Annotated in this window: 11 protein-coding genes; 7 read left to right on the forward strand and 4 right to left on the reverse strand. The window is 68.7% G+C overall.

Annotated elements, in window-relative coordinates; translation table 11 throughout:
* The first annotated feature begins 212 nt into the window (after positions 1-212).
* Both QRN21_RS06360 and QRN21_RS06365 read left to right on the forward strand, forming a co-directional pair.
* Positions 213-758, forward strand: coding sequence for a MarR family winged helix-turn-helix transcriptional regulator (locus tag QRN21_RS06360; protein WP_285363446.1), 546 nt, complete (start codon positions 213-215; stop codon positions 756-758).
* Entirely contained in the window at positions 755-1,411 is a 657-nt protein-coding gene (locus tag QRN21_RS06365; RefSeq protein WP_285363447.1) for a hypothetical protein, read from the forward strand. Before QRN21_RS06360 ends, QRN21_RS06365 begins: the two co-directional genes overlap by 4 nt.
* 22 nt (positions 1,412-1,433) lie before the next feature.
* Here QRN21_RS06365 and QRN21_RS06370 read toward each other — a convergent pair whose 3' ends face one another.
* The 3 genes from QRN21_RS06370 to QRN21_RS06380 form a co-directional block, all read right to left on the reverse strand.
* On the reverse strand, positions 1,434-1,844 hold the full coding sequence (locus tag QRN21_RS06370; RefSeq protein WP_072592038.1) for an MmcQ/YjbR family DNA-binding protein: 411 nt from the start codon (positions 1,842-1,844) through the stop codon (positions 1,434-1,436).
* A gap of 69 nt (positions 1,845-1,913) precedes the next feature.
* Positions 1,914-2,408 (reverse strand): hypothetical protein, encoded by a 495-nt coding sequence (locus QRN21_RS06375; RefSeq protein WP_285363448.1) that lies wholly within the window; start codon positions 2,406-2,408, stop codon positions 1,914-1,916.
* Positions 2,409-2,533: 125 nt separating this feature from the next.
* Positions 2,534-5,527 (reverse strand): alpha-mannosidase, encoded by a 2,994-nt coding sequence (locus QRN21_RS06380; protein WP_285363449.1) that lies wholly within the window; start codon positions 5,525-5,527, stop codon positions 2,534-2,536.
* 189 nt (positions 5,528-5,716) lie between these two features.
* Here QRN21_RS06380 and QRN21_RS06385 point away from each other — a divergent pair, with 189 nt between their 5' ends.
* A complete protein-coding gene (locus tag QRN21_RS06385; protein ID WP_053098044.1) occupies positions 5,717-6,748 on the forward strand; it encodes a LacI family DNA-binding transcriptional regulator in 1,032 nt (343 codons plus the stop codon).
* A 30-nt stretch (positions 6,749-6,778) separates the two neighbouring features.
* Here QRN21_RS06385 and QRN21_RS06390 read toward each other — a convergent pair whose 3' ends face one another.
* Positions 6,779-8,089, reverse strand: coding sequence for a glycoside hydrolase 5 family protein (locus tag QRN21_RS06390; RefSeq protein WP_053098045.1), 1,311 nt, complete (start codon positions 8,087-8,089; stop codon positions 6,779-6,781).
* A 212-nt stretch (positions 8,090-8,301) separates the two neighbouring features.
* On the opposite strand from QRN21_RS06390, the gene QRN21_RS06395 reads away from it, so the two are divergent.
* The 4 genes from QRN21_RS06395 to QRN21_RS06410 are packed head-to-tail and all read left to right on the forward strand — an operon-like array spanning position 8,302 to position 14,791.
* On the forward strand, positions 8,302-9,603 hold the full coding sequence (locus QRN21_RS06395; RefSeq protein WP_285363450.1) for an ABC transporter substrate-binding protein: 1,302 nt from the start codon (positions 8,302-8,304) through the stop codon (positions 9,601-9,603).
* A gap of 42 nt (positions 9,604-9,645) precedes the next feature.
* The gene (locus QRN21_RS06400) at positions 9,646-10,533 is read left to right on the forward strand and encodes a carbohydrate ABC transporter permease (protein WP_230100945.1); all 888 of its coding nucleotides are present in this window, start codon (positions 9,646-9,648) and stop codon (positions 10,531-10,533) included.
* Positions 10,530-11,465: a carbohydrate ABC transporter permease gene (locus QRN21_RS06405; RefSeq protein ID WP_230100944.1), complete on the forward strand. Its 936-nt coding sequence runs from the start codon at positions 10,530-10,532 to the stop codon at positions 11,463-11,465. Before QRN21_RS06400 ends, QRN21_RS06405 begins: the two co-directional genes overlap by 4 nt.
* Positions 11,462-14,791 (forward strand): GH92 family glycosyl hydrolase, encoded by a 3,330-nt coding sequence (locus QRN21_RS06410; protein WP_285363451.1) that lies wholly within the window; start codon positions 11,462-11,464, stop codon positions 14,789-14,791. Before QRN21_RS06405 ends, QRN21_RS06410 begins: the two co-directional genes overlap by 4 nt.
* Positions 14,792-14,798 lie beyond the last annotated feature (7 nt).

Below are 14,798 nucleotides of genomic sequence, written 5' to 3' on the forward strand. Positions count from 1 at the left end.
TGTCGAGGTCGGCGATGACCCGATCCAGAAGCTCCGCAGTGCTGTTCATACCCCCAGTCAACCCGGGGCCACCGACATTCGAGACCCGAAACCACCTCGAATTACCCCAGATCAGATCCGTATTCCAATCTCCCGGAATGGCACAGCGCAGGGTGCACGCCATCAGGCGACGCCCATTGTGAACAAAGGTAACAATGTAATAGGGTAACCACATGGAACCCCTCTTCGTCGACCGCCTCCTTCAGATCGCCGACCTGTTCCAGAAGGACATGGCCCGCGCGTTCGCCGGCACGGATCTCACACCGACCCGTGTGCACCTCCTGTGGGTCCTGCAGCACACCGGTCCGTCGACGCAGCAGACCCTCGCCACCCTCTGCGGGGTGACACCCCGCAACATCACCGCTCTCGTGGACGCACTCGAGGGCTCAGGTCACGTCCGTCGCACCCCCCATCCCTCCGACCGCCGCGCCGTGCTGGTCGAGCTCACCTCGACCGCCCTCGAGACCATGTCGCAGATGCAGGAGGAGCACGCGCAGCTCAATGAGACGCTGCTGAACGCGATCGCCCCCGACGACCGCGCCGCGGTCGAGCGTGGCCTGACAGCCGTCGCCGCGCATCTCGAGAACCTCGTCACCTCGGCGGCGAGCGCGCACGCCCCCGCACCCGCACCCGCACCCGCACCCGCACCCACACCCGCACCCGCACCCGTACCCACACCGGTGCCGACACCGACACCGACACCGGAGGGCACACCATGACCGAGCATCTGCAGACGACCGCTCCGAGCCCGACCCGGATCGCGCGCATCCTCAACTTCCTCCATCGGGCATGGGTCGCCGAGCTTCGCGTCTACTCGAGCATCGCGCGGGCGATCGCCCGCCGTCCCGCAGTCCCGAAGGGCGGCACGGGGATCGGCTATCACCGTCCCGTGCTCACCGTGCTGTTCATCTTCATCGGCCTCTCCGCTGTCGAGATCCCGATCCTCGACCTGATCGTGCATCAGTGGCCCGTCGTGCGGATCACTCTGCTGGTGCTAGGGATCTGGGGTGTCACCTGGATGGTCGGCCTGCTGTGCGCGATGCTCATGCGCCCGCACGCCGTGGGGCCCGACGGCGTCCGAGTGCGCAGCGGACTCGAGCTGGACGTGCCGATCGGCTGGGCCGACATCGCGTCGATCGCGATCAGTCGTCGCGTCGATGAGCCCAAGCAGCCGCGGGTCATCGGTTCGGAGTACGCCGAGCGGATGCAGGACGAGACCAACATCGAGATCGAACTCGAACGCCCCGTCGCGATCCGGCTCCCCGGCCTCGCGCCGAAGGGCGGGACTCATCAGGTCGACCACATCCGCCTGTGGGCCGACGACCCGCGCGCGTTCCTCGACGCCGCCCGCCCGTTCCTCGTCGCGGCCTGAACGAGGCCTGATCGCGGCGCGGTCAGTCCAACCCGCGGTCCGCGAGCCACTGCTTCGCGACGAGTACCGGAGCCCGCACCAGCCAGGCGTCCGCGATGATCTCCGCCAGCCGGTCGCGCTCGACCGCATCGAGCTGCACCAGCACACCGGGGTACCCGTCGAAGTGCGGAATGGAGAACAGCCCTTCGGGCTCTGCGGCGAGCAATGCCGCCTTCTCATCGAGGCTGCCGACTCGCACGCCCAGCACGGGCCCCTCCGGCCATTCGAGCCCGAGGTCGGCGAGCTGCCGCAGATCGACCTTGCTCGGCCCACGCACCCAGGCGATCTGACCGCTCGCCAGGCGCCAGGAGGGCTCGCCGGTGTGTCCGCCCACACGCTCGGTCACACCGGGGAGCGCGAGAGCGATCTCACGGACATCATCGACGGTCGCCATCCGCCCATCGTCCTCCCGTGAGGCGGCCGCCACAATGGCCGCATCCGCTCGCCGCCCCTCGGGTGGCGTTCAGCGCGAGTCGCGCTTCGCCTGTCGACGCGCACCCTGGGCGCGACTCGAGGCGTCTCGTTTCACACCACCGGTGGTCTGCTGGTGCTCCCGCATCCGCCCCGCTCCTGCGCTCTCATCGAAGGGCGCCTCGGAGCCCGGTCCACTCCATCTGCCCTCACGGGCGCGGGCCAGCCTCTCGTCCTTGAGCTCCTCCGCCTGCTCATGAGCCACGCGGGCGAGTTCTGCGCTGATGATCGAGAGCGCCTCCTCGAACACATAGGCCCGGCCGCGGGCCTTGTCCGACCCGGCGGCTGCGGCACCTCGACCGCCCGCCTGCTCGACGCGCTCCGCCGCACCGCGCCGATAGTTCGTCGTGTGCTTGTTGCGGGCCCGCCTGACCCGTTTGTGCAGGGCGAGCAGGCCGTCCTCGTCGAGTTCCGCCAGTCGCTCAGGCTCGAGCTCGCGGATGAGGTCGCGCTCCTTGTCCTTCAGAACCCACAGGTACTGATCCATGTCGTACTCCTTCGGTCGGGGCTCCCCATCGGCCACTCGTGTAACCGAGTATCCGCTCGGGGATCCCCGCCCGCCATGGGTTCTTCCGCGGAGGACGCCGGTCGGAGGACATCCTCCCGACTGCCTCAGCGCACGATGCGCAGCGTCCGCACCTCGAACGGCCGCAGGCGCAGCTCTCCGCCGACGCGCGGGTCGTCGATCGCATCCTCGATCAGCGAGACCTCACGGATCTCCCTGTGCTCGAAGTCGGCGACCAGCGAACCGACGGCGCGGCGACCGAGCGCCTCATAGAGACGGACGATGACGTCGCCGGAGCCGTCATCCGCGAGCTTCACGCCCGACACCACGATGCCGTCGCCGTCGACGGACACGAGAGGTGCGACTTCGCGCTCGCCGTGCACGACCGTCGGCGCGGTGTTGAGTCGGATGCCCTCGGTCGTCGCGATCGCCGCATCGGCTCCGATCACGAAGCCGATCGTGATCTCGTGGTGCCCGTGATCGGTGTCGGGATCGGGGAACCGCGGTGCGCGCAGCAGCGAGAGCCGCACGGTGGTCGCGACCGCGTCGTCCGAGACCTCGCGCGAGGTGTCGTACCCGTAGATCGAGTCGTTCACGAGCGCTACGCCGAAGTCCTGCTCGCGCACCAGCACGAAACGGTGCATCGAGGTCTCGAACTTCGCAGCCTCCCAGCTGGTGTTCGTGTGCGTCACCCGCGACTGGTAGCCGAACTGCGTCTCGGCCTCGGTGTGCGTGGCCTGGATGTCGAGAGGGAAGGCGAGCTTGAGCAGCTTCTCGGTCTCGTGCCAGTCCACGTCGTTGCGCAACAGCACGGTGCGCTCGCCCGGCGCGAGCGTGATGGTCTGCTCGATCGTCGACTCCGAGAACGCCCGGGTCACGATGACGGTCGCGACCCCGTCGACGACGGATGCCGAGATCGATGCGACCGCAGTGAGGTCGTCGACGCTGTTGCGGTAGTAGCGATCGATGTCCCAGGCGTCCCACATGTTCGGGAAGTCCTGGTGCAGCTGGAACAGGTTCGCCGCCCGCCCCTCGGCCACCGCCTCTCGGCCCGACGCCTTGTCCACCGCCGAGACGACGAGTCCCTCGGCGGAGATCAGCACGGAGACCAGCTCGTTCTCGAGCCGCCAGCCGCCGTCTTCTCCTGCGAGCAGGACGGACGCCGGGGCCGGCGCCTCGACGAAGCCGGCGCCGAGGGCACGACCGCCGCCGACCGAGGTCGGCACGAACCGCAGCTCGCGCTCGCCTTCTCCGGCGAGGGAGCGGCGCGCGGCGTCGGCGAGCGCCTGCGCATCGGCGAGCACGCGCGAGAGGACCTCGACGGCCTCACGATGCACCCAGGCGATCGAGGTGCCGGGCAGGATGTCGTGGAACTCGTGCAGCAGCACCGTCTCCCACAGGCGGTCGAATTCGGCCTGGGGATATGCGGCGCCGGTGCGCACGGCATCCGTCGCCGCCCACAGCTCCGCCTCGACGAGTGCGTGCTCGCACCACCGGTGCAGCGCCTTGGTCGCGTGCTGGCTGGTGAGCGTTCCGCGGTGGAGTTCGAGATAGAGCTCGCCGACCCACACGGCCGGGTTCGGCAGCTCGGCCCTGGCCGCCTCGAAGAAGGTGTCGGGGTGCTCCCAGACGACCCGTGCACTGCCTTCGAGGTTCTCGAGGCGCTTCGCCTTGCCGGTCATCTCGCGCGTGGTGCCACCGCCCCCGTCGCCCCAGCCCACCGGTGCGATCGACCGCGACGTCACGCGGTTCTCCTTGAACTGACGAGATGCCTTGGCGACTTCCATGCCGCTCAGCTGCGAGTTGTACGTGTCCATCGACGGGAAGTGCGTGAACACCTGCGAGCCGTCGATGCCCTCCCAGAGGAAGCTGTGGTGCGGGAACACGTTCTGCTGATTCCACGAGATCTTCTGCGTGAAGAACCACTCGAACCCGGCCCGGCGCATGAGCTGCGGCAGCGCGGGCGAGTATCCGAAGCTGTCCGGCAGCCAGACGCCCTTCGAGCGGATGCCGAACTCGCGTTCGAAGAACCGCTGACCGAACGAGAACTGGCGCACGAGCGACTCGCCGGACGGCATCACGGTGTCGGATTCGACCCACATGCCGCCGAGCGGCAGGAATCGCCCGTCCGCGACCGCGGCCTTGACCCGGGAGTAGACCTCGGGCCGGTGCTCCTTGAGCCATGCGTACTGCTGCGCGCTCGACATCCCGTAGAGGAAGTCGGGCTGCTCGTCGATCAGCGTCGCCATCGACGACGTGGTGCGGGCGACCTTGCGGATCGTCTCGCGCACCGGCCACAGCCAGGCCGAGTCGATGTGCGCATGTCCGATCGCCGAGATGCGGTGGGCGCTGGCCTCGGCGGGCGCCGCGAGCGCGGGCGCCAGTCGAGCTCGGGCATCGGCAGCGGTCTCGACGATGTGCTGCAGGTCGAGCACGTCGAGGGCGTCGTCCATCGCCTGCAGGATCTGCATCCGTCGCGGCGAGGTCGCCGGCAGCTCGGCCTGGAGCTCGAACAGGACCTCGAGGTCGAGGGACAGCTCGAACACCTCCTGTTCGAAGACGGCGAGGTCGATGCGGCGGGTGCGATAGAGCGGTTCACGGGAGGACGTGCGGATGTCGCCCTCCTGCGTCGGCAGGAAGGGGTGGTAGTCGAGCAGAACCGGGTTGGCGGCCGCCTCGAGGTACAGCTCGACCGGCTCGTCGCCGTGCGCGGTCTCGGTGATCGGCAGCCACTGATTGCGTGGGTTGATGCTCTTCACCGGCGTTCCGTCCGGCCGGTAGACGAGCGCCTCGCACTGGAAGCCGGGCATGTTGATGTCGAACCCGAGGTCGATGACGGCCTCGACCCGACGGCCCGCCCAGTCGGCGGGGACTGCGCCGGTGATCTTGAACCAGGTCGTCGACCAGGCAGGACCCCACATGCTCGGCACGGATGCCGGGGCGAAGTCCAGTGCGAGCCCGTCGGCGGGACTGATCGGCTCGCCGGGGATCTGGTTGACCTCGACGGTGAGGGGGACGGCGGCCGAGTGGACGGCCGGGCGGATGCGCTCGTCGAGCACCCTCTTGACGCGGCCGACGGTGAGCGAGGTGTCGTCATGCATGTATCTGGTTCTCCGGGCTCGACGGTGAGTGGTGCATAGGCGTTGTGCGCGACTGGAGCCCGATTCTCGGGCAGGTGCCGACAATGCTATCGGATTTACTAAAGCGATCTAGTGAATCTCGCACCGAGCGTGTCAGACCCCTGTCGTGCGGCTACCGAGCGGCTAAACCGATCAAGTAGTGTGAGGCCCATGACCTCGGCCAAACGCGTCACCATCGCGGACATCGCGCGCATGGCCGGAGTCTCGCCCGGAGCAGTCTCGTTCGCGCTCAACGGACGCCCGGGGGTGAGCGACGAGACGCGCCAGCGGATCCTCGCGATCGTCGAGGAGAACCACTGGCAGCCGAGCTCGGCGGCACGCGCCCTCGTGGGAGCCCGTGCCAACACGGTCGGCTTCGCGCTCGCACGCCCCGCCCGTTCGCTGGGCTCCGAGGCTTTCTTCACCGACCTCATCGCGGGCATCGAATCCCGGCTGTCGGAGAGCAAGGTCAGCCTGCAGCTGCGGCTGGTCACCGACATCGCCGAGGAGATGGAGGTGCATCGGCAGTGGCGCTCGTCGAACCAGGTCGACGGCATCATCCTCATCGACCCCCGCGACGACGACCCGCGCAGCGACCGGATCGCAGCCCTCGACGCCCGCGCCGTGTTGATCGGCTCCAAGCCCTCACCCGACGGAGCGGTGCCGAGCGTCTGGATCGCCGACGACGAGGTGGCCGAGACCCTCTTCTCGTACCTCGCCGCGCTCGGACACACCCGCATCGCCTACGTCGCGGGTCCCGCCGAGCTCGAGCACACCCGGCTGCGTGCCGAGGTGCTCGATCGCATGGCTGCGGACGGCGTCTCGAGCGAAGTGATCACGACGGACTTCTCCCCCGCACGCGCATCCGCGGTCACGCGATCGCTGCTCTCCGCGAGGCCCCGCCCGACGGCGATCGTGTACGACAACGATGTGATGGCCGTCGCCGGCCTCCGCGTCGCTCAGGAGATGGGCCGTGCGGTGCCCCGCGACGTGTCGATCGCCTCCTTCGACGACTCCGTCATCGCCGGCCTGATCAATCCGTCGATCACCGCGATGACCCGCGACACGTTCGAGCTCGGCGAGCAGGCCGCGACACTGCTGCTGCAGCAGATCGTCGCCGGGACCAACCTCCCGAGCGCGCAGGGCCCGACGCCGACGCTCACCGCCCGCGAGAGCACCGCCCCGCCGACGGCCGCGTCCTGACGGAGCCCTTCGGCCGCTACGGCGTCGCGCTCAGCCGCTGACGACGGTGTTGACGGAGCCGTAGGGGTCGACACCGCTCGTCGACAGATCAGGACGGATGAGGTGACGGATGCCGCGCGCGGCGAGCGCCGCGTCGTCGCGCACCGTCTGAGACGTCACGAAGGCGGGGTCGAGCCCGCGCTCGCAGGCATCCACCCACGCCTGGAACACGGCACCGCCCGGGCTCAGCGCCGCCCGGCTCACCGGCACCTCGCGCTCGTCGACGTCGACGACGATGGCCGTCTCCCGCTCCGGCGTGGCCGCCCGTTCGCGCAGTTCGGGGATCAGTTCGGCGAACCGGCGGCCGATCGGCTTGGCCGCACCGCTCTGATCGACCAGGCCCAGCGAGTACTCCAGTTCGGGGAAGTCGCCGAGCTCGCGGCTCACATCGTGCGAGCACCACCAGGTCACGCCCCAGAGGTTCTCGGTGCGCACCGCGGATCGCAGGGTCGCCTCGAGGAATCCGGGCATCTCGCGCTCGTCGAGGCAGTTCGACGGAGCGCCGACCTCCTGCAGCCAGACCGGTCGATCCCGATCCGTCGCGAAGGCGCGCGAGAGCTCGATGAGGTACTCGGCGTGGCGGTCGGAGGCGACCGAACGGCCGCCGTAGCGCTGAGCCGTGCCGTTGAAGATCCAGGAGTGGATGGTGGTCATCTCGCCCAGCCGAGACGCGTGCGCGGGGGTGAAGCCGTGCCCGTCCATGTACCAGACCGCGTCGTACTCGCTGTGCACGTGCGAGAGACCGGGGGCCGCGCCCTCGGCCGCGGAGAGCAGCGACTCGATCCAGTGCCCTGCCTCGTCGATCGTCACGGGCCACGGGGACGGGTGCGTGTGCGCCGAGAACTGATTCGTCTCGTTGCCGAGCGTCAGGCCGAGGAAGTTCGGCGCATCGCGCAGCGCACCGGCCAGCGTCTGAACGAGGTCGACCTGCCCGCTGAGCGCCTTCGGATCGGTGAACATGTTGCGGTCGTGCCAGGTGTACAACCATGACGGGACGAAGTCGAAGCTCGACAGGTGCCCCTGGATCACGTCGACGCTGACGTCGAGCCCGAACTCGGCGCCGATGTCGACCATCGAGCGGACGTCGTCGATCGCCTTCGGGCGGATCAGAGTACGGTTCGGCTGCAGCACCGTCCACAACGGGAAGACCCGGACGTGATCGAGACCGAGCTCGGCGAGCGCCGCGAAGTCCCTGCGCACATCGTCGGGGGTGAAGTCGAGCCAGGAGTGCATCCAGTCCTTCGACGGCGTGTAGTTCGCCCCGAATCTCAGGCGAGCATCGAGAGCGCGGCGCTGCGTCATGTGTCCGGACCTTTCCGACAGAGCCCTCCGACGAGGACGTGGTCGCACCACTATAACGCTTGAGCAACGGACCGCTACCCGGAATACCGCGGCCCGCCGATGCACGCAGTCCCGAAACCTTGACAGCGACGGGATCGGATGGTTTCATCTGCTAAAGCGTTGTAGTCCGTTCGACGGACACCGCCAATCGCCCGCCTCGAGGAAGAAGCACGATGAAAGTTCCCGCACGCATTGTCGCTCTGGCAACATTCACGATCGGCGCCATGGCGCTCGCCGGCTGCACCGGAGGCGGTGCCACATCCGGTGCCGACGGACCGATCGACACCTCCGGCGAGCTGAGCGGGACGATCCAGTTCCAGACCTGGTCGCTGAAGAACGAGAAGTTCACGCCCTACTTCGAAGACCTGATCGACGCGTTCGAGAAGGAGCACCCGGACGTCACGGTCGAGTGGCTCGACCAGCCGGGCGACGGCTACCAGGAGAAGATCCTGAGCCAGGCGAACGCCGACACGCTGCCCGACGTGCTGAACCTGCCGCCGGACATCGCCTACCCGCTCGTCGCCGCCGGCAAGCTCGTCGACCTCGAGACGGCCGACCCCGACCTGAAGTCGGCTTACAACACCGGCGCATGGGACGCCTACAGCCAGTACCCGGGTGTCGAGGGCACGTACGGTCTGCCCTGGTACCTGTCCAGCGACGCATCATGGTGGAACCTCGCTCAGCTCGCCCCCTACGGCGTCACCGAGGAGAACCTCCCGACGACGGTCGACGAGCTGCTCACCCTCGCGAAGGACGTCGCGACCGAGTCCGGCGGCAAGGTCCAGCTGCTGTCATCGATCCCGGCACTCGACACGTTCACGTCGGCGGGCATGGAGGTCATCAACGACGACGGCGAGTTCGACTTCAACACCGACGAGGCCGCGGCCATCATCGAGAAGTACGCCGACGCGTACGCGGCCGGAGCCATGCCGGCCGAGGCGCTGACCGGCGACTATGGCGGAAACGCCGAGGCGTACATCCAGGAGAAGGTGGCCTTCACGACCGGTGGCACTGGTTTCACGACCGACCTCGCGAAGGACGCGCCCGCGCTGCTCGAGAACACGGTCGCCACGCAGCGACTGGGCATCCCGCCGCTCTACGTGCAGGGACTGAACGTCTCGGCCGACTCCGACAACAAGGAGGCCGCCCTCGCGTTCGCCGAGTTCGCGACGAACGAGGAGAACCAGGTCGCGTTCTCATCCCTCGCGGTCGGCACCGCTCCCGGCACCTCCGCGGGCGGCGACGCCGTCGTCGAGAACATCTCCTCGTCGATCACCGACGAGAAGCAGCTCTCCGCGATCGACACCGTGTTCACGGCCATGGAAGACGCCAAGGCGATCCCGTTCCAGTGGACCTCCGACATGGCGACGTACATGACCCAGCAGATCGCGCTCGCCGTCAACGGCGAGGCCGACGCGCAGGAGCAGCTCGACAAGATCGTCGAGTACGCCAACGCGAACCGCGTGGACCAGTAAGCCATGAGCGCGCACACCAGCATCCGGAGCCGGAGGACGACCATGCGATCGCACCGGTGGTTCACACCCTGGCTGCTCCTCGGCCCCGCCGTCGTCTGGGTGCTGGTGTTCGCGCTCTGGCCGTTCCTCAACACCGTCTTCCTGAGCTTCACGGACGCACGTCCTCTGCGGACTCCCGAGTTCGTCGGCGCCGCGAACTACGAGCGGATGTTCGGCGACGAGATGTTCTGGAACGCCCTCACCACGTGCATCATCTACGTGGTCGTCTGCGTGCCGTTGCTCACGATCCTTCCCCTGCTGCTCGCCCTGCTCGTGCAGAAGAAGCTGCCGGGCATCGCGTTCTTCCGCACCACCTTCTACTTCCCCGTCATCGCCTCGGTCGTCGTCGTCGCCCTGATCTGGACCTGGCTGTTCGACAGCCGCGGCATCATCAACCAGACGCTCGAGTTCCTCGGCCTCGTCGACAAGCCCATGGCGTTCCTCGTCGACCGGTGGCTGCTGCTCGGCTGCGCGATCCTGCTCACGGTGTGGAAGGGTCTGGGCTACTACATGGTCGTGTACCTCGCCGCGCTCGGCAATGTCGGCAAGGAGCTGCACGAGGCGGCCATGCTCGACGGCGCCGGCTCGTTCCGTCGCTTCCTGTCGGTGACGATCCCGTCGGTGCGCGGAGCGATGCTCCTCATCGCGGTGCTCATCGCCGTCTCGGCGATGAGAGTGTTCGCCGAGCTCGACGTGCTCTCCAAGAGCACGGGAGGTCCCGGCGGATACGACATGTCGCTGGTCATGCTGATCCGCCAGGTCGGCTCCGGCCTGAACGGCAACATCGGCTACGCCTCGGCGATCAGCGTCGCGCTGTTCCTCCTCACCCTCATCCCGCTGGCCGCGATCGCCTTCATGAATCGCGAGAAGAAGGCGAAGGTCTCCGCATGAGCACCCTCACTCCGCCCCGCATCGACGACGACCGTCGCCCTGACGATCAGTCGGCTGCGACCACGCGCGAACCCATCTTCCGCCGCCGCGGTTCCGGCGACTTCAGCAAGCCGACGCTCGGCGGGCTCATCGGCCGCTATGCGCTGCTGCTGCTCGTGCTGGTGCTCGTCATAGGCCCGTTCCTCTGGCAGCTCTCGACGTCGTTCAAGGGTCCGCAGGAGAACATCTACTCGTTCCCGCCCAACCTGATCCCCCGCGAGCCGACTCTGCAGAACTACGCCACGGTCGCCGAGATCGTGCCGGTGTACCTCTACGCCTGGCACTCGCTGCTCGTCTCGGTGGGCACCGTCGTCAGCAACGTGGTGCTCGCGACCTTCGCGGGCTACGCCCTCGGATGCATGCGGTTCCGCGGCAAGTGGATCGTCATGGCCATCCTGCTCTCGACCCTGCTCTTCCCCGGCGAGGTCACGGTGACGAGCAACTTCCTCACCATCCGCTCGCTCGGCCTCGCCGACACCCTGTGGGGCGTGTTCCTGCCCGGCGCCATCAGCGCGATGAACGTGCTGCTCGTCGCCACCGCCTGCCGCATGATCCCGAAGGACGTGCTGGACGCCGCGACGGTCGACGGAGCGACGACCTGGCAGCGCATCCGTCACATCGTGTGGCCCAACATCCGCGGCATGGTCTCGGTGGTCGCGATCTTCGCCTTCATCGGCGCCTGGGACGACTACCTCTGGCCCCTCATCGTGCTCTCCGATCCGTCGAAGTACACGCTCACCGTCGGCATGGCCTACCTCAACAGCAGCTTCTCGGTCGACCCGCGCCTGATCGCGGCGGGCACCATGATCGCCCTCGTGCCGATCGTCATCATGTTCTCGTTCACGCAGCGGTTCTTCTTCAAGGGCGTGCAGGAGGGCGCGGTCAAGGGGTGAGCGACGCCCAGCTCACGCCCGCCGACGGACCCGCCGATCCTCCGTCGTCCCGCCCTCACGTCGGCGTGCTCCGCGGTGAGGTGTTCGCCTACTCGTTCGATCCGTCAGCGGGCGAACAGCGGATCGATGTTCCCGGACTCGCGGACGTCGCGATCAGCCCAGACACTCTGCTGCACTGGGCGTTCTACGCAGACGGCGACGCGGCGACCCTGGCTCCGCATGCCGCCCTCGCGGTGACCGTCGATGTCCGCGGAGACGGCGCGCGGCTCGGCGAGACAGCCGCCGTGCGTGACCGGTACGACTTCGCCATGACCGCCGATGCCCAGTTCGCGGCGCGCTGGAGCATGCCCGAGCAGTGGAACGCCGACACCGTGTCGCTGGCGCCGATGCTCTCCGGCTCGGCCCCGCGCACCTCCGCCACCGTCGAGCTGGTGCTCGGCAGCGGATCGCTGGCGGGGATGAGCGGACTGCCGCCGCGCGTCACGGGATTCGTGCAGGTCCTGGTCGAGGAGCAGGTCGAGCAGCAGCATGCCGTCGCCGACCCGCCACCGGTCGAGCGAGTGGACACTCGTCGCGGCAGCCACTCGGGCCCGCGCTTCTCGCGGGGCAACACCATCCCCGCCGTCGCCGTGCCGCACGGCTTCACCTTCGTCACCGCGGCGACCGATGCCTCGGACACGCGCTGGCCGTATCGGCCGAGCATCCACGACGATCCACCCGGGCGACGCCTCGAGGCCTTGCAGTTCTCGCACCAGCCGAGTCCGTGGATCGGCGACCGCTCGGTGCTCCAGCTCATGCCGTTCGACGGGCATCCGGCCTCCGAGCGCGCCGCGCGCCGCCGGTGGATCGCCCCGGGCACCGAGCGAGCACGCCCCCACGAGTACGCCGCCGATCTCGGTGATGGTCTGCGCGTGGAGATGACCGCGACGTCGCACACCGCCGCCTTCCGCGTGCATGGCGCAGACACTGACGCGGTCGTCGGCTTCGTGATCGATCAGCCCACCGATGACGGCGAACTGCACTGGACCGACGGCGGTGGCTTCGAGGGGTGGACGCCCGAGGGATCCGAGGACTGGGGCAACTCCCCCCGCTGCTACTTCGCGGGCGCCGTGCTGCATGGCGGAGGCGACCCTGCGACGAGTCTGCACGGCGCCCTCGACGACGACGGACGGGCGCGGGTCGCGGGCTACGTCGCCGGCGACGGGTCGCTCGAGGTGCGCGTGGCCGTGTCGTTCCTGTCGGTGGAGCAGGCCAGGCGCAGTCTCGAGATCGAGTGTCCTCTGGGCATCGCATATGACGAGTTGCGAGCGGAAGCTGCAGCCTCCTGGAACCGGGTGCTGGGCCGCGTGACGATCCCGCCGCTCGACGCATCCGAGACCCCGTATCGCCGATTGGCCGACGAGGAGAATCGAAACCGGATAGCCGCCGCATTGCATCGGATGCATCTGTATCCGAACTCCGCCGCCGAGAATGCCGGCACTGCAGAGGCGCCGCGGCATCGCTTCGCCGACGTGTTCGCCCCACGCGCGCCGTTCGGGGAGAGTGAGACGAGCGCGCCGATCGTCGACGGCGAGCTCATCGTGAACAACGGCTATTGGGACACCTATCGCACCGAGTGGCCGGGGCTCGCGCTGCTCGATCCCTCGCTGACCGGCAGACTGCTCGACGGCCAGCTCGAGCAGTACCGTCGCGGAGGGTGGATGGCGCGGTGGAGCGCGCCCGGATATGTCGACAGCATGGTCGGCACCTCCAGCGACCAGATCTTCGCCGATGCCGCCCGGTGGGGCGTGGCGTTCGACCGGGCGGAGGCGTTCGAGAGCGGATGGCGCAACGCCTGCGAACCCGGACCCGATGCGCGGCGCGGCCGCAAGGGCATCGCACGCGGACGCTTCACCGGCTACATCTCGTCCGAGGTGCCGGAGGGCATGAGCTGGACCGTCGAGAACGCGGTGAGCGACGCGGCGCTGGGCCGGTTCGCCGAGCAGCTGGCCCTCGAAGCCGAACGCGCAGCCGCTCCCGGCTCCGACCGCGATGCCGCTCGCTACCGCTCGTTCGCCCGCTATTTCGCCAACCGCGCACGGTCGTATCGCACACTCTTCGACTCGGAATCCGGGTTCCTCCGCGGCAGGGATGCCGACGGCGACCACGCCCCCGAGTTCGACCCGCGCTCCTGGGGAGGCGACAACGTCGAGACGAACGCCTGGGGCATGTCGGTGGGCGCCGTGCACGACGGCGCCGGCCTCGCCGCGCTGCACGGCGGACGTGGGGCCTTCGCACAGCACCTCGACGCGCTCTTCGCCGAGCCGGAGACCGCCGACGAGCGATTCGGCGGGGCGTACGGCACCGTCATCCACGAGCAGCGCGAGGCGCGGGCCCTGCGCTCGGGCATGTGCGCGATCTCGAATCAGCCCGCCCATCACATCCCCTTCATGTACGCGTTCAGCGACCGGCCGTGGCGAGCCGGCGCGATCGTGCACGAGCTGGCCGGGCGTCTCTTCGCAGGCGCCCACATCGGACAGGGCTTCCCCGGCGACGAGGACAACGGCGAGATGAGCGCCTGGTGGCTGTGGGCCGCGCTCGGTCTCTACCCGCTCGAGCTCGCGTCCGGCGTGCTGCGGATCGGCTCGCCCCTCTTCGACGACATCCGCGTCGATCGCGCGGACGGCCGCTCGCTGCGCATCCGCTCTCATCGCCGAGAGCCGGGAGCGCACGTGCTGCAGCGTGCCCGGCTCGACGGGGTCGACCTGCCCAGGGCCGAACTTCCCATCGACGCCGTCGTCGGGGACGCCGTCGTCGGGGATGCGCTCGCCGGGGACGTCGAGCTCGAACTGGTCTTCGGAACCGAGCCCGCGGATGCTCTCGAGACGGGTGAGCGGATGACGGACGAGATCGCGCCCTGGTGCCGCGATCTCACGGCAGACACAGGAGACGTCATCGCGTCCGCATCCGTCATGGATGCGGACCGCCTGTTCGACGACGGCGACCCGAGCGACCGGAGCGACCCGAGCGACCGGAGCGACCCGAGCGGTTCGAGCGGCGTCGTCCTGGCGGCGGGCGAATGGGCAGGATGGCGTTTCGCCGAGCCGCGCGCGGTCTCCGATCTCACAGTGACGATGGCCACCGGCGCCCCGTCGTCTCGGCTGCGATGGGAGATCCTCGACGCGGACGGATGCTGGGCGGCGGCTCCGACCACCTACGACGCGGAACTCCCGGCCGATCGCACGACCCCGTTCGAGCTGGTGTCGCGCGTCGTGACCCCGGCGATCCGCCTGCGAGCGGATGCCGAGGTCACGATCCGTCAGATCGAGGTCTTCGACCTCGGGTGATGGCCTC

The organism is Microbacterium sp. LMC-P-041 (assembly GCF_030209555.1).
In the GTDB taxonomy this organism is placed as follows: domain Bacteria; phylum Actinomycetota; class Actinomycetes; order Actinomycetales; family Microbacteriaceae; genus Microbacterium.

Excerpts from the sequence above, each read along its gene's own strand:
- QRN21_RS06365 (WP_285363447.1), top strand. The coding sequence starts at position 755 with ATGACCGAGCATCTGCAGACGACCGCTCCGAGCCCGACCCGGATCGCG.
- QRN21_RS06380 (WP_285363449.1), bottom strand. The coding sequence starts at position 5,527 with ATGCATGACGACACCTCGCTCACCGTCGGCCGCGTCAAGAGGGTGCTC.
- QRN21_RS06375 (WP_285363448.1), bottom strand. The coding sequence starts at position 2,408 with ATGGATCAGTACCTGTGGGTTCTGAAGGACAAGGAGCGCGACCTCATC.
- QRN21_RS06400 (WP_230100945.1), top strand. The coding sequence starts at position 9,646 with ATGCGATCGCACCGGTGGTTCACACCCTGGCTGCTCCTCGGCCCCGCC.
- QRN21_RS06370 (WP_072592038.1), bottom strand. The coding sequence starts at position 1,844 with ATGGCGACCGTCGATGATGTCCGTGAGATCGCTCTCGCGCTCCCCGGT.
- QRN21_RS06390 (WP_053098045.1), bottom strand. The coding sequence starts at position 8,089 with ATGACGCAGCGCCGCGCTCTCGATGCTCGCCTGAGATTCGGGGCGAAC.
- QRN21_RS06385 (WP_053098044.1), top strand. The coding sequence starts at position 5,717 with ATGACCTCGGCCAAACGCGTCACCATCGCGGACATCGCGCGCATGGCC.
- QRN21_RS06360 (WP_285363446.1), top strand. The coding sequence starts at position 213 with ATGGAACCCCTCTTCGTCGACCGCCTCCTTCAGATCGCCGACCTGTTC.
- QRN21_RS06395 (WP_285363450.1), top strand. The coding sequence starts at position 8,302 with ATGAAAGTTCCCGCACGCATTGTCGCTCTGGCAACATTCACGATCGGC.
- QRN21_RS06405 (WP_230100944.1), top strand. The coding sequence starts at position 10,530 with ATGAGCACCCTCACTCCGCCCCGCATCGACGACGACCGTCGCCCTGAC.